We start from the raw sequence: 22,150 nt of genomic DNA, 5'->3' as shown, positions 1-22,150 counted from the left end.
AAGGGCGGCGGCAACCGGCCCGGCCAGTCCGACAGCGACGACGGTTCGCGCGGCAAGGACGACCCGAACGGCACCCCGAACAGCCCAGATGCCGGCAATCGCTGATCAAGCTCGACGTTCGAGCAACACGTTTTTTGAGCGCCGCAACTTCTGCGGCGCCCCACCAGCCAAGGTACTCAGACACCCCAGCCAACGGAGCCAACCATGGCCACGCGCCCTGCAGCAGCAGCCATCATCGACCTGTCGAAAGCCGATCACCGCGAAGTCGAAACACTGTTCGCCGCCTTCGACGAATCCGACGGAAACGCCAAGAAACAGGCTGCACTTGCCAGCCAGATCGGTCAGGCCCTCAGCATCCATGCGGAGATCGAAGAGACGCCTTTTATCCCGCCGTCCTACCGTTGCTCGACAAGGAGGGGGAAGACCTCACGTGCGAAGCCACGGTGGAACACGGAACGCTGCACGGACTCATCGCCAGCATGAACGGCAAAGATGCCTCGCGGCCCATGGTCCGCGCGCATGTGACGGTGCTCAAGGAATACGTCGAGCACCACGTGAGGGAAGAGGAGAAGGAACTATTCCCGCGCGTCGAGAAGCTCGAGCTGGACTTGGTCGCCATGGGCGATCTCGCGCTGGCGCTCAAGCAGCAGATGATGGCCGACGTTGAGGCGGACCGATCCAACCAGAGCAAGGGTCAGCAGGCGACTGTCCGCGTTGTTCCCGTTTCGGTATCGCCGCGCGCTGAGGGGGCGTAGTCCTTCCCGCTGTTCGTTTTGCGCAGCGATCGGCCCGCCGGCCTTGCCCCTGGTTAACGGGCCGATCGCTTTCTCTGCCGGCGATCGACGGCGTACGTCGCACGCCGCGGTTTGTGTTTCCGTCGGGACGCGCCGCGACGCATTACGCGCGGCTCATCGGCGTTCCTGCGGGCATGCGGCGCGTCCGTTTTACTCTGGCCGGCCCGATGGCGCACAGGCCAGTGGATTTCACACGCCGGCCACGGCCTTCTTGAGGGCGGCGCCCGGTTTGAACGCCGGTGCTTTGGCGGCGGCGATCTCGATCGCGGCGCCGGTCTGGGGGTTGCGCCCCGTGCGCGCCGAGCGCTCCCGGACTTCGAACGCGCCAAATCCAGGCAGGACGACGGACTCGCCGGCAGCAAGCGCCTTGGAGATCTGGTTCAACACGGCGTTGAGGTAGGTCTCGCTCGTCACGCGGGGCAGGTCGAGTTCTTCGCCGATGCGTTGGATCAGATCGGACTTGTTCATAGGGTTTCTCCTGGAAAAGTCGAAAAGTATGGCACGGCGTCCTGCACGCGCCGTGAAAGCACGACCGCGTGCACACGCCGCGGGAGTCCGCGACCGGCTCTTCGAGCGCGAGCACCGACCTGGGTGCCGTCAGCTGTTACCTGCATCGGTGAGCCGCCCGCAAGCCGCTCTGCGCGTAAGCGTTGTGTGGCACCACACTCCGCCACGTCACCGGCACCCCGCGGAATCCCCCTGGTTCCGCGGGGTGTCGCGTTTCTAGGCTCGATTTTTAGGAGCAGTCATGGCCAGCACCCACTACCGCATCGCTACAGCCGCTGCAGTCGGGCTCAGCGTCGTCGGCGTTCTCGCTATCCTCATCGCCGTGATCCAGTTGGTCGTTCTGCTCATCAATGGACCGGACCCTCTGACGCGGGCAGCGGGCCTCAACTCGTTCTGGGCGACGTTGATGGCGTTTGGTGGTTCGGTCGCTGTGGGGCTGGCGCTGATCGTTGCCGGCGGCGCCGGTCGCGCAATCATCGCGTTGACGGCGCCTAAAAGCTCAGCGTAGCCCGCGCTTTGCGTTGCTCGTGCGCTTTGACGGCGACGTCCGTCGGTACCCGACTTAAATCCGCGTTTGCCGCCTAACGCCCCCGATCAGCTTCATCAGAGTCTGCCCGTTACGCTGGCCCTGATCTTCGAAGTTGTTGTTGAAAATCGCGTGCACCTGGACCACGGAGCGCGCTAGCTGCTGGATGGGCTCCGCCAAAGCGGCAAGTTCCTCGTCGCTGTAGTCGTAGTTGAACCGATCGCTGGCCGACGTCGAGTCTTTAAGGTTCCACGTCGCTTCGTTGCGCCCGTGCAGCCGAACGATCGCGAGTTCCGGATTGGTCACGCCCCAAACCGACGGGATGGAGTTGCGCGCGCCCTGGGGCTCGTCCACTACGACGTTGACGAACGCATGCTGTTGCTCGAACGCCAGAGTGGCGTCCCGGCGCTCCTGTGTCATCCAGCTCTCGTGCCGGAACTCCACGGCCACTAAGTAGCCGGTCAGCCGGTGCCGGACTTCCTCCAAGTAGGCGTAGTTCGACCGCTTGGCGGTGAACCAGGGCGGGAACTGGAAGTGCAACGCTTTGAGCTTGCCTGCGTCCTTCAACGGCTGCAGGGCCGCGAGGTAGCGCCGCCACAGTTCGTCGACGATTTCCGGAGGCAAGGTGTAGGCGTAGAGCGGGGCGCCGTCGGCACTGAGGTTCAGGGCGCGCAAGATGTCCTGGGGCAGCGCCCGCCGGGGTGTCTGGTGGCCGGTCAGGGGGCGAAACGCCTTCACGTTGAAAACAAAGTCGTCGGGCGTGCGCTCCGCCCAGAGCTGCGCGTTCCGGATGCTGGGCAAGGCGTAGTACGACGAATCCACCTCGACCAGCCGAAAAATCTCGGCGTAGTGCCGGAGGCGGGCCTCGGCAGAGCTGCAGCCGCGCGGATAGAACCGCCCGCACTTGATGAGCGTCGCGTCCGTCCAGCTCGCCGTGCCCACGAGGATCTCACCCATGGGGCTATGCTGAACGGCCAGACCTTAATGCGGCGTGCAAACGCTCCGGACGCCTGGTGCCGACCGGGCTCCCACACAGACACTTGGCCGATCAGGTATCCCAGCCACCACGGTGGTTACGGTTTTTCACCGTCGATCCCGCGCGCCGTCCGTCGGTGGACGGTGTAGTCTTGATTGCCGCACAGCAATCAAGCGAGTTCCGAACATGACACCCCCTCTCCACGGCGGTCCCCGCCCCGGTGCCGGTCGCAAACCCGGATCCGGCACCTTCGGCGAATCCACACAACCCGTGCGTGTGCCGGAGAGCCAAGTGCCGGCGGTGGTTGCGTTCCTCGAGGCCTACCGGGAGCAAAAAGCGCTTGAGGACGAGGGCGTCCGAGCCCAGAACATGCGGCGGACCGAGCCGGGCCGTGAGGTTCACGTGCCTCTGATGGGCTATCGGGTCCCGGCCGGCTTCGCATCGCCGGCGGACGATTACGTTGAGGACACCATCGACCTCAACGCCCACCTGATCCGGAAAGGCCACGAGGCAGCGACGTTTATCGTCCGGGCCTCAGGTTGGAGCATGTTCGGAGCCGGCATCCACGACGGAGACGAAGTCGTCGTGGACCGCGCCTTGGAGCCGACCGACGGCTCCGTGGTGGTGGCCGCGGTCGACGGCGAACTGCTCATCAAGCGGTTGCGTATCAGGGGCGGCAAGCCGGTGCTTGTTTCGGAAAATCCGCACTTCCCCGAACGGATTGTTGCTCCTGGCGAAACCCTGGAGATCTGGGGCGTGGCGACGCGCGTGCTGCACAAGCTCTAGGCGTTCGGCTGGTTCGGCCGGGAATCGGCCGGGGAGGTGAGGTATGCGACGGATTGCGCTGGTCGACGTCAACAACTTTTACGTGAGCTGCGAGCGGCTATTCCAACCAGCGCTCGAGGGCAAGCCGGTAGTCGTGCTTAGCAATAACGATGGGTGCGTGGTCAGCCGTTCGGCCGAAGCCAAAGCGCTGGGAATCAAGATGGCTGCGCCGTGGCACCACTGTCGTAGCATCGCCGAGCAGAACGGCGTGATTGCCTTCAGCAGCAACTACGTGCTCTACGGGGACCTGTCTCGCCGGGTCGTCGAGGTGCTGGGCCAGTTCGTGCCCCGCGCGGATCTTGAGGTCTACTCGATCGACGAATGCTTCCTCGATCTGAGCGGCCAGCCGAAGGCTGATGCGACCGAGCTAGGGAAAACCATTCGGGAGCGGGTCCGCCGCTGGTGCGGATTGCCGGTCTGCGTGGGCGTTGGCCCGACGAAAACGCTCGCGAAGCTCGCGAACTTCATCGCGAAAAAGCAGGACGCTTGGGGTGGCGTCTGCGACTTGACGCGTCTGCGATCCGAGCGTCTGAGCGGGCTGTTGGCCGATATCGACGTGGGGAACGTCTGGGGCATTGGTCGACGGTTGGTGCCGCAACTTTCGGAGGCGGGTATCTATACGGTCGCCGATCTGCGCGACGCCGACGCGGCCAGCCTCCGCCAGCGGTTTTCCGTGGTCATGGAACGGATTGTTCGCGAACTCCGGGGCGAGGCGTGCCTGGAAATCGAACACCAGCCGGCGGCCAAAAGTCAGATTCAGTCGGCGCGCTCGTTCGGCGAACCGACGACGCAGCTCGAACCGGTACTGGAGAGCGCTCGCGCGCACGTCGTTCGTGCCGTGGAAAAGCTGCGCGTCGAACGCGCGGTCACGGGGAGGATTGAGGTATTCCTGGAGACAAACCGGTTTACCCCCGGCGAGCCGCAGCACCACCCCGTGCGCAGCGAGAACCTCCCGGCGGCGACTGACGACGTGCTCCACCTGGTCGCCGTAGCGGTTCGCCTGGTCCGGGCCATACACCGGCCAGGGCTCCGCTACCACAAGGTCGGCGTCCGGCTGCTGGAGCTGGCGCCGCGCAGGGCTCGGCAGGCCGGGTTGTTCGAGGATCAGCCCCAGCATGACGCCAAGCGGGCGAGGCTGAGCGAAGTACTGGATGCGGCAAGCCAGCGGTGGGGGCGAGGCGCGATCGCGCCCGGGACCGCCGGCTTGGCCGGCGAGCGAGTCTGGCACATGCGTCGGCTGGCGTTGTCCTCGGCCTACACGACGCGGTGGGCAGAGCTGCCCACCGTGCGCACGTAACCGCGAGGAGCCCTCGTGCTCGCGTTCTGGATCGATCCCGACCCTAACCCGGCGGCGACCCGTGCTGCGGAGCGAGCGGGCTCTTGGGAGGCGGTGGCGCGCTCAGTGCTGCCCTCGGGGCGCCGCGTAGTGCGGCCATTGGCTGGCGCGTTCATCCTAGTCGGTGCGGCGCAGGGACCGGCGGTCGTGCGCGCCGATTGGGGGTTGGTGCCACCGGGGACGAAAGGAGAAGCTCGGCGGGCTACTGCGGTGCGGTGGATTGGGTTGCCGGCGAAACGACTGACCCATGCACCGTTTGAGTCCCTGTGGGCGAGCACCGCTCGCTCGTGGCGCTGCTTGGTGACGGCAACCGGATGGCTCGCCGAGGTGCAGGGCCTGCCGACCGCGTGCAAGCCGCCCGCACACCCCGTTGCCTTGGCCGGCGTCTTCAGCCGTTTCGAGAACGCCGAGGGGAAAGTGATTCGCACTTTTGGCCTTGTGACGTCCTGGCGTGAAAACACCGAACGATTCGGGCACTACGGGCCGATCGTGATCAACCCGCGGGATGCTGGGACCTGGGTAGGGAAAGACCCTGACCGGGCGAGGGGACTTCTCGCAGAGGCAAGCCACCGGTCGCGGAGCGAGGAATTCGGGGAAGGGGGCGATCGAGCTAGCTCGATGCTGGTAAGCCATCCCAGCCGACCGCACTCCACCAGTCAATCTGAGCGACCCCAGTGGACATGTAGTCATGCGCACTTTTGGATCTGTGCGTTGTGCTGGCCGAAGACGTTCTCCACTGGCGTAGTGGGCGACCCAGACATTCAGACCGCGTCAGTCACACACCAAATCAACGATAGTGGGTCCCGAGATAGGAGCGAAAACCGGTTTTCGCCACGTATTCTCGTTCGAAGCTTGTTCCACGCAGTGTGAGTGCAGGATGCATCAAAAGCCGCTAGCTTGGTCGGAGAAGAAGAGATTCCGATGCTGCGTTGCACAAGGAGCGCCCTGAGAGTTTGCTCGGTCAAGCGGCAGAGTGGACGATTAGGCAGGCTTATCGAGGATCCGGCGAGACGCCTTCGAAATGCGTTGCTGTTTCCGAACTTCGACTTTCAAAGTCATAGGAGATGTGGATGGCTTCCTACTTGATCGGCTACGACCTCAACAAGAGGGGTAAGGATTACTCATCATTGATTGAGGCGATAAAGAAGGTTGGCTCCGACTGGTGGCACTGCCTGGATTCGACTTGGATAGTCAAGCATGACGGCCCTAGCACCGTGATTCGGGATGCGTTGGCGAAATTCATCGATAGCGACGACGAGCTGTTGGTAGTTCGACTAACCGGGGAGGGTGCTTGGCGGGGCTTCAACGACGAATGCTCGTCGTGGCTAACGCGCAACCTCTAGCGATCGAAGCCGGATATCTTAGTGTTCCTGCGACGGAGCCGGATAGTCGATTAGGGAGCGTTATCGTGGGTAGAGAAGGGCAGCGTTCAGACCCGAAGCAGACGTTGGAAACCATTTGTCGCTGCATAGCGCGCGCACGGCAGGCTCTAAGCCGCATCAACGCAACGTAGCCGCGTCCAGGAAGCAGGGCGGGTACCGCAAGACAGGATTTTGAGCGCTTCGTGCGTGGTTGAACGACCCCGTAGCACCTGAGAGTGCGCGCAGCATGGCCAACTTAACGCTCGCGAACTTCGATGCTGTGGCCGCTATGGCCAGGCAGCACAACAACCGTTCGCAGCTCTTGGCGCGCTTGGCCCGCCAACAATTTGCGGCAACGAACGCGAACCTTCCGGAACTCACCGACACGGCCGACCAAGGGAAGTGGCCATGGCTTCGGCTGCGCTCACTGACCCTTGGCCCGTTCCGTGGCTTTCAAGAGCCGCTGGCCTTCGATCTGAGCAAGAAAGTCGTTCTCTGCACGGCCCAAACGGCAGCGGAAAGAGCAGTTTGTGCGAGGCGCTCGAATACACGTTGCGCGGAGCCGTCGAAGAGGCGGGCTCGAAGCGGATCGAGCAGCGCGACTATTTAGCCAACATCCACGCCAATCAGACCAACCAGAAATCGCAGAACCAGCCGAACCAGCAGACGCAGGGCGGCAACCAGCAGACCGGGCAGAACGCGCCGGGCCGTGATCAAGAGGTCGGTTCCAAGAACCAGCAAGGCGGCCGCATGTCAGACGACGATCAGCGCGGCCAGCGCCAAGGGCAGGGCAATCAGACCGACGGTGGCATGAAGGACAAGGGCGACCGTACCAACCGCTGAGTCGCTTTCAGCGGCCCAGGGCGCAAGCCCGGGCGCCCGCTTTAGGCACGTTGCTGTAGAGGAGAACCGCCCATGAATCGGGCAGAAAAAAGTGCGCGCACGGTTTACCACTTGGTGCATCGAAACGCGGATGGAAAATGGCATTTGAGCCAAGTGGGCGGTGACGATGGTGTTGCTTCGTTCAACACGAAGGATGAAGCGCGGCAGGACGGTGAACGGCGCGGACGCCAGCACGCCAACCGGGGCGAACTCGCCCAGCGCGTTGTGCACCGCGAAGACGGTTCCATCGAAACGGAGTTCACCTACGGATCGGATCCTCGAACCACACCGGGCTGAACCATCAGGCTGGGTGGAGACCAACAGCTGCATCCTGCTCACGGCGATCGTGGGCCAGATCATCACTGCAAGAAAGCGGCGATCCGGCGGCGGGTAAGTTGCGGTATTTGCTTAAATCACAACGGAAAAGAGCGCATTGCTCGGGCGGCCGCAGTGAACGCCGCTCCGACCGAGGGAGCCGGGGCGGCGGGGTTCACGAACGGGTGACTCGGGGTCGCTTCGGTTCTGCCGGACGCTGGAACGTGCCGATCAGTTCGCCCTTGGCGAGCACGTGACCGCGCATCGCGGCGAGCAGAGCTTCACGGTCCGAGCCGGCAACCGCGGCACTCATCTCGGGTATGTTCCGCAAGCGGCGACCCACTTCGTAGTCGCTGATGTCGGGTAGGTCGATGTCCAGCAGGACCACGGTAGGGCGTGTCGTCGGCGCCGATTGCAGCGCTTCCTCCCCGGTCGCCGCCACGGCGACTTCAGCGCCGAGGTCGCCGACAGCAGGCACCGGCGCATGTCTAAAGCACTTCATCAGCCTGTCGCCGTCGATTGCCATGATCGAACCGTCACGAGAGCGAGCCAAGGATGTTGCATGGACAGACGAGGTCGCAACCAGCGTCCAGAACAGCAGACCAACGACGAATGAGAGCGTTGAACGTTCCATGAGAAATCCTCCTTTCTTGGGAACAAAGCACTCGCGCGCTTGGCGCGCGAGCTACGTCACGCCGGCGTCGCCGGCACATGGGAAGAAGCAGATCGATCGAGACCGACAGAAGCACGCAGCGAGCGCTCGCGCAGCAGCCGAAAGACGACGGGAATCACGAGCATCGACAGCAGCGGCGCAGTGATCATTCCGCCCACCATGGGGGCGGCGATGCGCTGCATGATTTCCGAGCCGGTGCCGGTGCCGATGAGGATCGGCAGCAGGCCGGCCAGGATGACGGCCACGGTCATCGCTTTCGGGCGCACGCGCTGCACCGCGCCTTCGCGGATCGCGGCGAGCAACGTGTCCGGCGTGGCCGGTTCGCCAGCGGCGAGGCGTCGCTCCCAGGCGTGTTTCAGATACAGCAGCATGATCACGCCGAACTCGGCCGACACGCCCGCGAGCGCGATGAAGCCGACCGCAGTCGCGATCGAGAACGCATGCCCCAAGGTATACATCAGCCAGAACCCGCCGATCAGCGCGAACGGCACGCTGGCCAGGATCATTACCGCCTCGTCAACGCGCCCAAAGGTCATATACAGCAGCACGAAAATGATCAGCAACGTCGCCGGGATCACGACGCGCAGCTTGGCCATGGCATGCTCGAAATACTCGAATTGACCTGACCAGGTGATCGACGTGCCGGCTGGCAGTACCACGTCCCGAGCCACGCGCTCGCGCAGGTCGTGCACGACCGATGCGAGATCACGGCCGCGTGCATCCACGTAGATCCAACCGGACAAACGCGCGTTCTCGCTGCGGATCATCGGTGGGCCGTCGCTGATCGCGATTCGCGAGACGCTTCCGAGCGTGATCTGCGCGCCGCCCGCCGTCAGGAACGGCAAGTCGCGCAGCTTCTGCACGCTGTCGCGTAATTCGCGCGGATAGCGCACGCTGATCGGAAAGCGTCGCCGCCTCTCTACCGTTTCACCGATGGTTTCGCCACCGATTGACGCGCTCACGACGCTCTGCACGTCGGCGATGTTGAGGCCGTAGCGCGAGGCCTCGGCGCGGTCGATATCGACGTCGACGTAACGACCACCGGTCAGGCGCTCGGCGAGCGCCGAGGTCACCCCCGGCACCGTCTTGATCGCCTGTTCGATCTCGGTGGCCACTTGGTCGATGACCGCCAGATCGCTGCCGTTGACTTTGATGCCGATCGGACTCTTGATGCCGGTCGCGAGCATGTCCAGACGATTGCGGATCGGCGGCACCCACAGGTTTGTCAGACCTGGCAGCCGTACCGCAGCGTCGAGTTCATTGATCAGTTTTTCCGGCGTCATGCCGGCGCGCCATTGATCGCGCGGCTTGAAGCGCACCGTCGTCTCGACCATCTCCATCGGCGCCGGATCGGTCGCCGTTTCGGCGCGGCCGATCTTGCCGAACACGCTGGCGACTTCTGGCACCGAGCGGATCATCTTGTCGGTCTGCTGCAATACTTGCGCTGCCTTGCCGGCGGACAGCCCAGGCAACGCGCTCGGCATGTAGAGCACGTCACCTTCGTCGAGCGGCGGCAGGAATTCGCCGCCGAGGCGGCTGATCGGCCATGCCGTCGCCGCGAGCAGGAGCGCTGCAGTTAACAAAGTCACTTTGGGAACTCGCAGCGCGACCTCTAGGATCGGCCGGTAGAGCGCGATCAAGGCGCGCGGCAACGGATTGGCCCGCTCCTCCGGGATGCGTCCGCGGATCCAGTAACCCATCAACACGGGAATCAACGTGATCGACAAGCCCGCGGCCGCAGCCATCGCGTAGGTCTTCGTAAACGCGAGCGGCGCGAACAGACGCCCCTCCTGCGCTTCGAGCGTAAACACCGGCACGAACGAGAGAGTGATGATGACGAGACTGAAGAACAGCGCGGGCCCCACCTCGGCTGCTGCGTCGCCGATCAGTCGCCAGCGCGCATCGGCGGACAGCGTGTCGTCCGGATGCGCGTGCTGCCAGGCTTCCAGGTGCTTGTGCGCGTTCTCGATCATCACGATGGCGGCATCGACCATCGCGCCGATCGCGATCGCAATACCACCGAGCGACAGGATGTTCGCGTTGAGCCCTTGCCAGTGCATCATGATGAACGCGGCGAGTACGCCGAGCGGTAGCGCGACGATCGCGACCAACGCCGAGCGCAGGTGGAACAGGAACACGGCGCACACCAGCGCGACGACGAGGAATTCCTCGATCAGCTTGCCGCTCAGGTTGTCGATCGCGCGCCCGATCAGTTGCGAACGATCATAGGTTTCGACGATCTCCACGCCGGCCGGCAGGCTCGCCCGCAAGCTCGCGAGTTTTGCTTTGACCGCGGCTATGGTCGCCTGCGCATTCTTGCCCGAACGCATCACGATCACGCCGCCGACGACTTCGCCATCGCCGTTGAGTTCGGCGATACCGCGGCGCATCTCGGGGCCTAGTTGCACGCGCGCGACATCGGTCAGTCGCACCGGTACGCCGCCAGCGCCGACGCTAAGCGGAATCATCCGGAAGTCGTCAAGCGTTTTCAGATAACCGCTCGCACGCACCATGTACTCGGCTTCGGCCAGTTCCAACGCCGAGCCACCGGCTTCGCCGTTGGCGCGCTGCACAGCCTCGGTCACCGCGGCCTGCGTGATGTCGTAGGCGCGCAAACGGTCCGGGTCTAGCACGATCTGGTACTGCCGCACCATACCGCCGACGGTCGCTACTTCGGCGACGTCTGGCACGCTTTTCGGCTCGTAGCGAAGGAACCAGTCCTGCAGGGCGCGCAACTCGGACAAGTCATGCTGACCGCTGCGATCGACCAGCGCGTATTCGTAGATCCAGCCGACACCCGTGGCGTCAGGGCCGAGCGCGGCGCTCGCGTCGCGCGGCAACCGCGACTGCACCTGGTTGAGGTACTCCAGCACGCGCGACCGCGCCCAGTACAGGTCTGTGCCGTCTTCGAACAGCACGTAGACGTACGAGTCGCCGAAGAATGAGAAGCCGCGCACCGTCTTGGCCCCCGGCACCGACAGCATCGTCGTCGTCAATGGATAGGTGATCTGGTCCTCGACCAGTTGTGGCGACTGCCCGGGCCAGGTCGTGCGGATGATCACCTGCACGTCCGACAGGTCCGGCAACGCATCGACCGGCGTTTGCCGCACGGCGTACACGCCCCAGGTAGCCAGGAACAATGCCGCGAGCAACACGAGGAATCGATTCGCGATCGATCCGCGGATGATGCGCGCGATCATGGCGTGGCTCCTGCCGGCAACGCGGCGATCGTTGCGATTTCGAACGCGTCGTCAGCGTTGCGCACAAAGGTGAAGCGCACGCGCTGACCGACCCGAAGACCATCGACGGGCACGGTTTCGGGACGCACGAAAGTCATGGTCATCTCGCCCATTTCCAACGCGGGGATGGCGTCGGTCGCGATGGACCAGGTGCTGCCGTCGATGCGTTTGACGGTACCGTCGGCGGAGTACCGCGACGGCGTGCTTGGCGCCGGCGACGTGTCCGACGCATCGAGACGCGCCAGCGTACCGGCGAGGCTTGCTTCGGAATCGATCAGAAATTGGCCGGACAGCACGATGCGGTCGCCTTCGGCTACGCCGTCGAGCACCGCGGTACGGCCATCGCTTTCGTGACCGACACGTACTTCCTGCGCACGGAAGCGGCCATCACCGGCATCGACGATGACAACCCGGCGTGCGCCGGTCGCAATTACGGCCTCAGTCGGTATTTGCACAAGCTCTGCATCGGCGGCACGGCCGGTGACGGCGACGCGCGCAAACATGCCGGGTACCAGGCGGCGTGTCGGGTTCGGCACGACGATGCGGGCGCTCTGCGTACGCGTCGTGACATCAAGTTCGGGCAGCAAGGTGTCGACGGTGCCGGCGAGCGATTCGCCAGGGAATGCCGGGAGTTCCAGCGTCACGGCATTGCCCGGTGCGACGCGGCCGGTCTGCGCTTCGGGAATTGCGACATTGACCCACACGGTGTCGAGATCATTGATGCGCAGCAACTGTGAGCCGGCCGTGACGCTTGCGCCGTCGCGCACCAGCAGTTCGCTGACGACGCCGGCACGCGGCGCGACGATCGTGAACCGGTCCTCGGCGCGCCCAAGGCGCTCGACGGCACGGATCTGGCCTTCGCTCATTCCGAGCAACAGCAACCGTTGACGCGCGGCCGCGCGCACGGCATCCAGCCCCTCGCTGCGGGCTGTGCGCAGCGACAGGTACTCGGCCTGCGCGGCCGTCCACTCCGGTGCAATCAGCGTGAGCAAGGGTTGGCCTGCGGTGACCGTCGTCAACGGTGTGCGCACGGCAAGGTGCTCCACGATGCCAGCGACGCGCGCCTGCACGACCACCACGCCGCGTTCGTCGAACGTCACCGTCCCCGTCGCACGGACCGAGGCCACCTGCGTGCCACGCGTCGCGAGTGCGGTGCGCACGCCGAGGTTCTGCACGAGGCGCGGTTCGATGCGCACAGTATCCGCGTCGGCAGGTCCGTCGCTGGCGTACTTCGGGACCAGCTCCATGTCCATGAACGGCGATTTGCCGGGCTGGTCGAAGTGCTGGGCCGGCACCATCGGGTCGTACCAGTACAGGATTTTTTTCTCGGTCGGTGCCGGCGACGCAGCCGGCATGTCGCGGTGTCCACGGCCAATGAGCCACCAGGTCGAGCTGACGCCGATGACGATACCCACGAGCAGTGCGAGAAGCAGAGTTAGACGGTTCATGGCGTTCGCTCCGTCGGAAACGCGAAATACAGCGTCGCCCAGGCTTGACCCAGAGTGTTCTGCAGGTCGGTGTAAGCCAGCCGTTGCTCGGTGGCTTCGTCCAGTGCGCGCAGTGATGCGGTGAGGTCGCCGCGACCGCCGCGGTAGGCCGCAATTACCGCGTCTGCGCGGTCTTCGCTCAGCGGTAGCAGCTCACGCTCATAGCGCGCCAGGCGATCGGCCGCGCTGCGCCAGGTCGTAAGCGTCTTGCGCAACTCGGCGCCGTGCATGCGCTGGGCCGCCTGGCGCTCCGCGTCAATGCGCGTAACCAGCGCTTGCTTCGACGCGATGAGCTGGTCTTGCCGATGCGCAGCGAACAGCGCCAGCGGCACCCGAAACTGCACCGACACCATGTTGGAGAATTGCGGTCCGCGCTGCGCGTACGCGAACTCGAGTGACCAGTCGGGCCGCTTCTCGGCCCGGGCAAGCGCCACGTCGGCGGTAGCGGCACGTTCGGCGGCGTCATAAGCCAGCAACTCGCGGTGGTGCGCGATGTTCCTCACCAGTGATTCGGGATCGCCGCCTAGATCGCGCCAGTCCGGCGGTTCGCCGAGCGGACGATCGCCCAGGTCCGGCAACCAGCGCGCCAGTTCCGTGCGTGCCGTGTCGCGGTCGGCCCGCGCGGCATCGAGGCGATCCTGCAACGTCGCGATCGCCGAACGTGCGGCGATGCCTTCCGCGGCCGTCGCGCGTCCGGCGGTCAGCGCGGCGGTGGCCGCGGCCAGCTGCGCGTTGGCCCGCGGCTGCAGCGCGGTCAGCAGTGTCAGGCGGTGCTCGGCGGATGCCGCAGCAATCCAGGATCGCGCCACGGCTTCGCGCACTACGAGCTGCTCGTTCGTCAACAGGGCCCGTTCACGGTCCACATCGGTCGCGGCGCGTTCGCTGCGCAAGCGGCGTTTCTCCCGCCGCGGGAGCTGCTGCGCGATGCCGACCGTGCGCATGGTCATAAAGTCGCGCGTGGTGCTGAAGGCGTCGTCGCCGGTCACCGGCAGGTTCTGCAGACCCACGATGGGCTCGGGGTCTGGTAACTGGCCGGCGGGACCCACCGCAGCTTCAGCGGCAGTCACGCCCGCCGCTCGCGCACGCAATTCTGGCGCGTGGCGTTCGGCCGACTGGACAGCATCCATCAACGACAAGGACATGAGGTTCGCCGACACGGCCGTGCCAGCAACGAGGGCGGTCAGTACGGCCAGAAGAAAACGAAGTGACGCGTGCGCCTGGCAGAAGCCGCGCGGGAGAAAACGATATAGGGACAGCATGAGAACTCCACGGGAATGACGAAACGGCCGCGCACAGCACGGCGCCACGATCAACCGCGAGGCTTGCTCAAATCTGGAAGGTGCAGTGCTGGATGCTCACCGGCGGCGGTTGCCCACGCGCTCGACGGGCGTACGCCTGCGTGGTGTCGTCCGGTAGCACCGGGCGCACGTATTCACGCGACCACGTGGTCGCTGGCAGTAGCGCCGGCGAGACGGTCGGCGCCGGCACATGGTCCGACGATGGCGTGGTCGGATAGCAGTGCTCGTGGCAGCGCGCCTGATCTGTCGTGTCGGGCATCTGGTACGGCGTCGTTTCGACGGTCGCCTGTGCGGCCGCGACGGCGATTTCCTGCGGACACCGGTACGCAGCCATCGCAAACTGCTGGAACAGCAGTCCGATCAGCGCGAAAAGCGCTATCAAGCGACGATGGCGGCGGTAGCGAAACGGCATTGGTAGACGACGGATGTCCAAAGGGAGCGGCAATGAGACCGACGATGACGGCAACAGCTTAGGCTCTGTTTTCGACGATCGCACCCCCACGAGACTCCGGTTCGTCCCGAAGGTTCCCAGGGGCCGGTGACGAGACGATGCTCGGTCTACCGACCGAGCCCCCGCATTGACCGCGCTCAGTTTTTTCTGAGTCGCGTGACGCCGGCGAGAGGCGTACACCGCCGTCGCTTGCCACCGAGCGACATCGCGCGCGCGGGCGAACGAACCACGGCGCCCCGAAATGTCGAAGACTTCCACCTTGACCGATTCTGCGACAGCGCCGTTCGGAACGACGCCGGCGTCGCGAACCTGAACTCCTTCCAGAGCGAGGACGGAGGAACGAATTCCCCGTTAACGGTCCGTCAAGCGCGACTCGAATTCGTCTACAAACTCACTCATCGTTAAATGCTCGGCTCACCGAGCACACCGGCCAGCAGGACAAGGATCTGCGCGAGCTGCGTTCGTGGCAGCGGCGTCTGGAAGGGGAGCTGCAAACCCTTCGCCCGATCGCCTGTCAGCACAACAGCCTGCAGGGACGTTACGCGTAGGAACAGCTCTGCGGTGAAGCGCTGCGCGCCGATCTGGCGGCGGCACGCGCCGGCATCGTGCGAGAACGCCAGTTACGGTAGACCGCAGAGACGGCGGCCGCGCTCGCCGCGGTGCGCGATCAGGCAACCGAAGAGATGCTATCGCGGCTGGGCGCTGTCTCGCCGAATGGGATCTCACCGCCGGCGCCGAAAAGCGAGTGAGCGCGCTATGTCCTAATTTGCACTCAATCCGGTCACGACCCCGATTTCACCTTCCGTGAAACGGCAGCCATGGAGCCCGTGACACACCTGCTTGAGGGATATGTATTCCATGTGACAAAGCGCCGATTTCCTCTCGGTGATTCGAGCCACGGGCTCGCTGTCGCCCAACCAAGACGGAGGGACGGCGCGAGGCCAGTCACGTTCGACTACAGGCACAATTCGTTCCTTCTTGAGACGCAACTGTATCTCCCTGTTCGATTACTACCAGACCCTATCGGCGTCGATGCTGGTCCGTGTAGGCAGCGGAATCCGGAGGCGACGGTACTGCGATTCTTTACGTGTAGTCGGCGCTACACGAATGCCTGATTCCATTTTGGTCAACGCATTTTCTCTAGGAGATCCGCGGCTGGACAGATATTTAAGATCGATTTTTGACCTTAAGTTGCCTCACCCCCACGTTTCCCGCCGCCGTATTGATGTGGATCAGAGCAGGGGAGGGTGATGAAAGGCAGTCTTGTCACCTGCCGTTGTCGGATACCTACCGAATGTCCTTTTCATCTCTGTTGCGATTTCTGCCCCCGCCCCGGCGCTGGGCGCTCCCGATGCGACTCGTTCCCCGTCGGATGCTGGCGCAAGTTTTCGAGCGTGCCGCTGCTACCGTACTGGCTGACGCGCTGGAACGTGGTGAACTGCTCGCGCTGGAAGGGCGGGTGCTGGGCATCGACGTACTCGATCTCGGACTGCGCTTCGCCGTGCGCGTGAATGCCGGTCATGTCCGGATCGCCTCGTCGGACGAGGGAGATGCGGCAATTGAGGCGCGTGTGCAGGGCACGCTTACGGATCTGCTGCTGCTGGCCAGCCGACTCGAAGACGCGGACACGCTGTTTTTCCAGCGCCGGCTAGGGCTTACCGGCGACACCGAACTCGGCCTCAACGCACGCAATCTCCTCGACCAGCTCGACTGGGCGCAGGTGCCGCTGCCTTTGCGCATTGTTCTTAACCGCGCGGCGCGGTTTGCCGACTGGGCACGTGCGTCATCGCGCTCGAGCCGCGAGATCGACGGATAGCACCGGCGTCACACCCGGCGACCCGGCGCGAGGCAGGGTCGGCGAGCAGACGACTTATCGCCAAGGCCGAGGTCCGGTCTTTCCGTCTCCGCGGCTCGGGGCTCGCAGCTCATCCAGGCCCGCGCGAGATCGGGTTCGCCGAGGCCGAGCGCGCCGAGCAGGTGTTCGCGCTCCCTGTCGACCGTGCGCAACGTATGCAGGATCGACTTCGGCGCATCCAGGTGGCACAGGCGTAGCAGCGCGGCATGTGCCGTGTCGAGTAGTTCCAGGGCGTAATGCACGCGTTCCAGTTTGTCTTGACTCATGACTTGGTTCCGATGGAAGAGGAAGGGACCGGCCCGTTTGCCGGCTGCGGACTCAGGGCAATGACGAACGCGTGCTCCGATGCGGCAGCCGTGCTCATGGTGGCGGCTGCATGCCCGGCAGGCCGCTCCAGTAGCCGGCCGTGCAGCCCGGCTCGCGCGGTGGCACTGCCGCCCCTCCGCGCACAGCGTCGAAGCGGCGTACTGCCTGTGCAGTGCCGTGCTGCTGCGGGTACAGCCGCAGCAGCCCGATGCCGGCGGCGGCAAGCTCCGTCCATTCCGGCAGCAGGTCGCAGTTCTCGGCACCCTGCATCTGCACGCCGTTGATGGTCAGGAAGTGCCGGCCCTCGCGGGTGGATAGCGGCAGCCCGTCCGGGTATTCGATGCAGCGGAATCCGCATTGATCCTTGGCGAGATCCAGCGCGCGCGCCGTGAAGCAACGTGCCGAGTAAGACAGCGGCAGACGGCCCCAGGCGATCAGCTCGAGCTCAGGCAGATCGCAGCCGGCCGCGGCCGCGGCCTGGCGCAGCTCTGCCACCAGTTCGCATCCCATCTCGACGTTCAGCACCAGCCGGTAAAGCCCGTCGTCCTGCAGCAGGCGTAGGGTTTCGAGGTTGTAGACATTGAGGCTCGGACCGCCCACGAAGGGCACGCCGTGCCGGCGGCAGACCTGCACGGCCGAGATGTCGTTGGCCTCGATGCGAACGTTGCCCAGTCCGGCGAGCCGGCGCAGGGCGCCGAGTTCGGATTCGGCCTCTATCAGGGCCAGCGAGGAGAGCACAACCTCGCGCCCCGCCTTAGTCTGCTGCTCGGCCAGTCCGACCCAGTCGCGCAGATTCAGTTCGCGGCGCTTGCTGCAGACGGTCTCGCCGAGATAGACCACGTCCAACGGCCAGTCGAGGCTTTCGGCATAAAAGTCCAGCACCTGCCGGCGCGGCCAGAAGTACTGCAGGGGCCCGAGGGTCAGTCGCATCTCGTCAGTGCCACGAGCGATGGTAAGGACCCAGCGTGGTCTGATGGCCTTCGGCGTGGGCCGACAGCGCCGCATTCCACTCGGGCAGCTCGCGCCAGCGGTCGGCGTCCTGGCGCAGGCGATCGATAGCCTCGCGCCAGACCCGCGTCACGGTCCGGATGTAGGCACTACTGCGCTGACGACCTTCGATCTTGAGGGCGGCAACGCCGGCCGAGCGCAGCCGCGGAAGCAGCGACAGCGTGTTCAAGCTGGTCGGCTCCTCCAGTGCGTGGAAGGTCTCGCCGCCGACCACGAAGCGGCCTTTGCAGACGGTGGGGTAGCCGGCCGCCTCGCCCGAGGCGTAGACGTCCAGCAGCACCGAGTTGAGGCGCACCGTGCGGCTACCGTCGGCGTGGTCCTCCCAGCGCACGAAACTGGCCGGTGAGCAGACGCCGTGGCGATTCGGCGATTGTCCGGTGACATAACTGGATAGCTGGCAGCGCCCTTCGACCATGATGCATAGACTGCCGAACGCGAAAACCTCCAGCGGCACCGGAGACTGTTCGCAGATGCGCTCGACCTGCTGCACCGACAGTACGCGCGGTAGCACCGCCCGGCTGATTCCGAAGTGTTCGTGGTACCAGCTCAGTGCTGCCTGCGTCGTGGCTGAGCCCTGCACCGATAAGTGACGGTCCAGTCGCGGATGCGTGCGCGCGGCGTAGGCGAGCAGCCCCGCATCGGCGGCGATGATTGCGTCCGCGCCGAATTCGGCGGCACGGTCGACGGCGCCCTGCCACTGCGCGACGCGCGACGGGCCGGGGTAAGTATTGAGCGCGACATAGACCTTGCGACCGCGGGCTTGTGCATAGGCGACACCAGCCCTCAGATCCGCGTCGCCGAAGTTCAGCCCGGCGAATGCACGCGCATTGGTCTGGTCACGGAAACCGAGATAGACCGCGTCTGCGCCGGCATCCACGGCAGCAATTAAGCCGGGCAGGTTGCCGGCAGGGCATACGAGCAGCATGGGGGGATCCGGCGACGGGGGAGGTCAGATGCTCGTTCTGAGTACCCCCATCGCGCCCTGATCCAGGTCAGCCGCAAGCCACAGAGATTTCGCGGCGCATCGGCGTGACGCCGGAAGCCGGCAAAGGACGGCCATCTGCGGCTTGCTTGACCTGGGTCAGATGAAAATGATTCGCATTAACTAACAATGAGGGCGTCACAACTACCGAACTTCCCACGATGCGTTCACTCGCCGTCCGTCTCCGCCGTCCGCCCCGCGTGCTGGCGCTCGCTGTCTCCATTGCCCTCGGCCTCGGTCCGTATTCCGTCTGGGCGGAAACGGCGCCTGCGATAGAGGCCTGCCTGGTGGAAGAGCTGTCCTGCCTGGACACTGTCGTGATCAGCGCCAAGGGATATGCCGCCGCCGACCTTGCCACGCCGGCGGCCGTGATCGTCAGCGGGCGCGACGAAATCGCTGGAAACGGCTATCGCACCCTGGGCGATCTGCTGCGCGGCCGCGCCGGTCTGGCCGTCGCTGCCGACGGGGCGCAGGGTCAGAACCCGGTACTGCGAGGACTGAAGAAAGAGAGCGTCGTGGTCCTCGCCGACGGCATGCGCCTGAATTCGGCCCAGCCGGCCGGCGCAATCGCTTCGTTCCTGAGCCTGGGGCTGGCCGAACGCGTCGAAGTCGTGAAAGGTCCGGCGTCGGTGTTGTACGGCAGCGGAGCGCTAGGCGGTGTTGTCAACGTGCTGACGCCGCAGGCGCGTTTCGACGAAACGCCGCGCTATGAGCTGGGGAGCCAGCTCGACGGCGCGAGCCACGGCATCGGCATGTCTGCGCTGGCACGCTGGCATGACGCGGATTCCGCGCTCGTCCTCGGCGGCGCCAGCCTCGACCAGGACGACTATCTCGCCCCCTCGGGACGCGTGGCTGACACGGGCTATCGTAGTCGCGCGCTGATCGGCCAGTTCCGCCAGCGCCTCGGCGATGCGCTCGAAGCGCGACTTTCGCTGCAGGGGCAGCGCGATCTCGACGTCGCGTATCCGGGATCAACGAGGCCGCACCCGCTCGCGCAGGTTGGCAGCACCACGGTTTATTCGCCCGAGCAGGAGAGGCGTCTTGTCGAACTCGGCCTGGCCCACGCCGGGGCCGGCCCAGCAGGCTGGAACTGGGATCTCCGCTTTTACCGGCAGCAAATGCAACGGGCGATTTTCGGCCGCATCAACGGACCGCTGGCGGCGACGGCGGCGCGCGATCTGAGCCAAACGCAGGTCGGTTTCCGTTCCGACGGTGCCGACTTGCGCCTCGATCGCTGGATCGATGCCGGACACCGCCGTCTGCTGGGAATTCAGTACTGGCGCATGCAGGCCAGTCCCGAGCGCCTGATCGCGGCGCCGCCCACGTTCGCGCTGCAGCCGAGCCCTCCCTTCGTCGACGGCCGTATCGAGTCGACGGGCGTGTTCGTGCAGGACGACATGGACTTCGGGCCGTTGCAACTGCTCGGCGGGCTGCGCTGGGATCGGGTCGAGGGGCGCGCTGCGACGGTCGCGGGTGGCGGGCGGGGCCAGCCGCTGGCACGCACTGACGGCGCATTTTCCGGCAACCTGGGACTGGTCTGGCCCCTGCATCGGGGCCTGCACCCGTATGCCAGCCTGGCGCGCGGCTTCCGGGCCGGGGAGATGCGTGAACGCTTCGAGGCCTCGCCGCGCAGCGACGGCTACTACTATCTCGGCAATCCGCAGATCCGGCCAGAGGTGTCCACCCAGTTCGAGCTCGGCGCAAAAGGCGAACAGGAAGGCCTGCAGTACCGGCTGGCGCTGTTCGAGAACCGCATCACCGACTACATCACCGGCCGCGACGTGTCGGGACCATCCGGCAGCAATGCCTGTCCCGCGGCCCAGGCCGGAGCCTGCAAGGAAACGGTCAATCTCGGTCGCGTGCGAATCAGCGGCATGGAACTGAGTTTGCGCCGGCAGGTCGCTACCGAGCAGTGGCTGAGCCTGGAGGCCAGCCGCCTGCGAGGCCACAACCGAGATCTCGACGAGCCCTTGTTCCAGATGCCCGCTGACGAACTCAGCCTGGGCTGGGACGGCCACGTCGGCACCCTGCTCAGCGGGCGCCTCGACGGAGAGTTCCGGGCGCGCGCGGTCCGGCGCCAGGAGCGTGTGGCCCGTGTGTTCGCCCGCGGCAGCGAGGACCCGACCGCCGGCTTCGTCACCGCCGATGCCGAATTGACCTGGCAGCGTGACGGGCATCGCCTGCACCTGGCTCTGCGCAATCTTGCCGACCGGAACTATCACGAACATCTCACCGACGGGCTCACCGGCGCCGAACCGCCGGCGCCCGGCCGCAGCCTGCAGCTCAGCTGGCTGGCGCGGTTCTGACAATCCTCCACGGAGTCCACCATGCATCGCCGCCGCTTTCTGCACGCGTCTGCCGCCGCACTCGCGGCCCTGGCCTCGCCTCCGAGTCTGCGCGCCCAGTTGCGGCCGCGGATCCTGCGCCTTTCCGGTCCCTGGGCCTCGGTTTCGTTTCCGCTACTGTGGATGGCCGAGCGTGCTGAGTTCGGGTCGCTGGCCGAACGCATCGAGTTCCTGCCGTGGCGTGATCCCGACGAGTTGCGCCTGATCGCCCTGGAAGGGCGTGCCGATTTCATCGCCATGCCCAGCAACGTAGCCGCCACCTTGTACAACCGCGGCCTGATGCTGCGACTGCAATGCATCAGTGCCTGGGGACTGCTTTATCTGGTCTCGCGCCGGCCCTCGCTGGACCGGCTGGCCGACCTGGGCGATGAGGAACTGGGCGTACCGTTTCGCGGCGATATGCCCGAGATCGTGCTGACTCAGCTTGCCGCGGCGCAGGGTGTCGAAGCACGTCGCGAGCTGCGCCTGCGCTACTTGGCCTCGCCACTCGATGCGGTGCAGCTGTTGCTGAGCCGTCGCCTTGATCACGCGTTGCTGGCCGAACCGGCTGTATCGATGGTGCTGGCGCGTAGTCGCAGCGGCATTGTTTCGCTGTTCGCGCCCGAGCTGTACAGGACGCTGGATCTGCAGCAGGCCTGGGCCGACGCCGGCCTGGGACCAGCACGACTGCCCCAGGCCGGTATCGTCGCCGTGGGTGCGGCCGTCGACGACGGGGGGTTGTGTGCCGAATTCGCGCAAGCTCATGCACGTGCGCTGGGCGAATGCATGGCGGCGCCGCAGGATTGCGGCGCGATCGTGGCCCGGCGCAGCGGACGGTTGGACGCGGCCGCCGTCGCGGACTCGCTGGGGCACAGTCGCCTGGAGGCGGTGAACGCCGCGCAGGCGCGTCCCGAGCTCGAGGCGTTCCTCGGCCGGTTGCTCGCCCATCGACCAGGACTGATCGGCGGACGGCTGCCCGAGTCGGGCTTCTATAGTGGCTAGCCC

Annotated in this window: 22 protein-coding genes; 12 read left to right on the top strand and 10 right to left on the bottom strand. The window is 65.4% G+C overall.

Going from position 1 to position 22,150, the window contains the following annotated elements; all coding sequences use genetic code 11:
* Window positions 1-204 precede the first annotated feature (204 nt).
* Entirely contained in the window at window positions 205-483 is a 279-nt protein-coding gene (locus DFR29_RS25135; RefSeq protein ID WP_133821401.1) for a hypothetical protein, read from the top strand.
* Window positions 480-755 carry a hypothetical protein gene (locus tag DFR29_RS25130; protein WP_133821400.1) on the top strand — a complete coding sequence of 92 codons (276 nt, stop codon included), beginning with the start codon at window positions 480-482 and terminating at the stop codon, window positions 753-755. The genes DFR29_RS25135 and DFR29_RS25130 overlap by 4 nt, the downstream gene beginning before the upstream one ends.
* A 228-nt stretch (window positions 756-983) precedes the next feature.
* On the opposite strand, the gene DFR29_RS25125 is transcribed toward DFR29_RS25130, so the two are convergent.
* Window positions 984-1,262, bottom strand: coding sequence for an HU family DNA-binding protein (locus DFR29_RS25125; RefSeq protein WP_133821399.1), 279 nt, complete (start codon window positions 1,260-1,262; stop codon window positions 984-986).
* A 280-nt stretch (window positions 1,263-1,542) separates the two neighbouring features.
* On the opposite strand from DFR29_RS25125, the gene DFR29_RS25120 reads away from it, so the two are divergent.
* Window positions 1,543-1,809 (top strand): hypothetical protein, encoded by a 267-nt coding sequence (locus DFR29_RS25120; RefSeq protein WP_133821398.1) that lies wholly within the window; start codon window positions 1,543-1,545, stop codon window positions 1,807-1,809.
* 54 nt (window positions 1,810-1,863) lie between these two features.
* Here DFR29_RS25120 and DFR29_RS25115 read toward each other — a convergent pair whose 3' ends face one another.
* Window positions 1,864-2,784, bottom strand: a complete 921-nt coding sequence (locus DFR29_RS25115; protein WP_133821397.1) for a DUF72 domain-containing protein — start codon at window positions 2,782-2,784, stop codon at window positions 1,864-1,866.
* A gap of 205 nt (window positions 2,785-2,989) precedes the next feature.
* Here DFR29_RS25115 and DFR29_RS25110 point away from each other — a divergent pair, with 205 nt between their 5' ends.
* From DFR29_RS25110 to DFR29_RS25085, 6 genes are all read left to right on the top strand, one after another.
* Window positions 2,990-3,589 (top strand): LexA family protein, encoded by a 600-nt coding sequence (locus DFR29_RS25110; RefSeq protein WP_133821396.1) that lies wholly within the window; start codon window positions 2,990-2,992, stop codon window positions 3,587-3,589.
* A gap of 43 nt (window positions 3,590-3,632) precedes the next feature.
* Window positions 3,633-4,925 carry a Y-family DNA polymerase gene (locus DFR29_RS25105; protein ID WP_133821395.1) on the top strand — a complete coding sequence of 431 codons (1,293 nt, stop codon included), beginning with the start codon at window positions 3,633-3,635 and terminating at the stop codon, window positions 4,923-4,925.
* Between the two features lie 15 nt (window positions 4,926-4,940).
* Entirely contained in the window at window positions 4,941-5,834 is an 894-nt protein-coding gene (locus DFR29_RS30585) for an SOS response-associated peptidase family protein (RefSeq protein ID WP_133821394.1), read from the top strand.
* 200 nt (window positions 5,835-6,034) lie between these two features.
* Window positions 6,035-6,307, top strand: coding sequence for a SinR family protein (locus DFR29_RS25095; protein ID WP_133821393.1), 273 nt, complete (start codon window positions 6,035-6,037; stop codon window positions 6,305-6,307).
* A gap of 426 nt (window positions 6,308-6,733) precedes the next feature.
* Window positions 6,734-7,168, top strand: a complete 435-nt coding sequence (locus tag DFR29_RS29780; RefSeq protein WP_279571538.1) for an AAA family ATPase — start codon at window positions 6,734-6,736, stop codon at window positions 7,166-7,168.
* 72 nt (window positions 7,169-7,240) lie between these two features.
* Window positions 7,241-7,504 carry a DUF2188 domain-containing protein gene (locus DFR29_RS25085; RefSeq protein ID WP_133821392.1) on the top strand — a complete coding sequence of 88 codons (264 nt, stop codon included), beginning with the start codon at window positions 7,241-7,243 and terminating at the stop codon, window positions 7,502-7,504.
* A 193-nt stretch (window positions 7,505-7,697) separates the two neighbouring features.
* Here DFR29_RS25085 and DFR29_RS25080 read toward each other — a convergent pair whose 3' ends face one another.
* The 5 genes from DFR29_RS25080 to DFR29_RS25060 form a co-directional block, all read right to left on the bottom strand.
* On the bottom strand, window positions 7,698-8,156 hold the full coding sequence (locus DFR29_RS25080; RefSeq protein ID WP_133821391.1) for a response regulator: 459 nt from the start codon (window positions 8,154-8,156) through the stop codon (window positions 7,698-7,700).
* Window positions 8,157-8,212: 56 nt separating this feature from the next.
* Window positions 8,213-11,395, bottom strand: a complete 3,183-nt coding sequence (locus tag DFR29_RS25075; RefSeq protein ID WP_133821390.1) for an efflux RND transporter permease subunit — start codon at window positions 11,393-11,395, stop codon at window positions 8,213-8,215.
* Window positions 11,392-12,882, bottom strand: a complete 1,491-nt coding sequence (locus DFR29_RS25070; RefSeq protein ID WP_133821389.1) for an efflux RND transporter periplasmic adaptor subunit — start codon at window positions 12,880-12,882, stop codon at window positions 11,392-11,394. Before DFR29_RS25070 ends, DFR29_RS25075 begins: the two co-directional genes overlap by 4 nt.
* The gene (locus tag DFR29_RS25065) at window positions 12,879-14,180 is read right to left on the bottom strand and encodes a TolC family protein (protein WP_133821388.1); all 1,302 of its coding nucleotides are present in this window, start codon (window positions 14,178-14,180) and stop codon (window positions 12,879-12,881) included. Before DFR29_RS25065 ends, DFR29_RS25070 begins: the two co-directional genes overlap by 4 nt.
* A gap of 67 nt (window positions 14,181-14,247) precedes the next feature.
* Window positions 14,248-14,631, bottom strand: coding sequence for a hypothetical protein (locus tag DFR29_RS25060; RefSeq protein ID WP_133821387.1), 384 nt, complete (start codon window positions 14,629-14,631; stop codon window positions 14,248-14,250).
* A 1,333-nt stretch (window positions 14,632-15,964) separates the two neighbouring features.
* Here DFR29_RS25060 and ubiT point away from each other — a divergent pair.
* On the top strand, window positions 15,965-16,486 hold the full coding sequence (gene ubiT / locus DFR29_RS25055; protein WP_166654325.1) for a ubiquinone anaerobic biosynthesis accessory factor UbiT: 522 nt from the start codon (window positions 15,965-15,967) through the stop codon (window positions 16,484-16,486).
* A gap of 8 nt (window positions 16,487-16,494) precedes the next feature.
* Here the strand turns inward: ubiT and DFR29_RS25050 are convergent, their stop codons facing one another.
* The 3 genes from DFR29_RS25050 to ubiU all read right to left on the bottom strand — a co-directional run bounded on the left by DFR29_RS25050 (window position 16,495) and on the right by ubiU (window position 18,764).
* Complete coding sequence (locus DFR29_RS25050) at window positions 16,495-16,791, bottom strand: hypothetical protein (protein ID WP_133821385.1); 297 nt, start codon at window positions 16,789-16,791, stop codon at window positions 16,495-16,497.
* Window positions 16,792-16,885: 94 nt separating this feature from the next.
* Window positions 16,886-17,761, bottom strand: coding sequence for a U32 family peptidase (locus DFR29_RS25045; protein ID WP_133821384.1), 876 nt, complete (start codon window positions 17,759-17,761; stop codon window positions 16,886-16,888).
* 4 nt (window positions 17,762-17,765) lie between these two features.
* Entirely contained in the window at window positions 17,766-18,764 is a 999-nt protein-coding gene (ubiU, locus tag DFR29_RS25040) for a ubiquinone anaerobic biosynthesis protein UbiU (RefSeq protein ID WP_133821383.1), read from the bottom strand.
* Between the two features lie 218 nt (window positions 18,765-18,982).
* Here ubiU and DFR29_RS25035 point away from each other — a divergent pair, with 218 nt between their 5' ends.
* Entirely contained in the window at window positions 18,983-21,127 is a 2,145-nt protein-coding gene (locus DFR29_RS25035) for a TonB-dependent receptor plug domain-containing protein (protein ID WP_133821382.1), read from the top strand.
* Window positions 21,128-21,148: 21 nt separating this feature from the next.
* Window positions 21,149-22,147: a substrate-binding domain-containing protein gene (locus tag DFR29_RS25030; RefSeq protein ID WP_133821381.1), complete on the top strand. Its 999-nt coding sequence runs from the start codon at window positions 21,149-21,151 to the stop codon at window positions 22,145-22,147.
* Window positions 22,148-22,150: the final 3 nt, after the last annotated feature.

It is taken from the genome of Tahibacter aquaticus (assembly GCF_004363655.1).
In the GTDB taxonomy this organism is placed as follows: Bacteria; Pseudomonadota; Gammaproteobacteria; order Xanthomonadales; family Rhodanobacteraceae; genus Tahibacter; species Tahibacter aquaticus.
The sequence above is the reverse complement of the archived record's forward strand: the minus strand, read 5'-3'. Positions and strand labels throughout refer to the sequence as shown.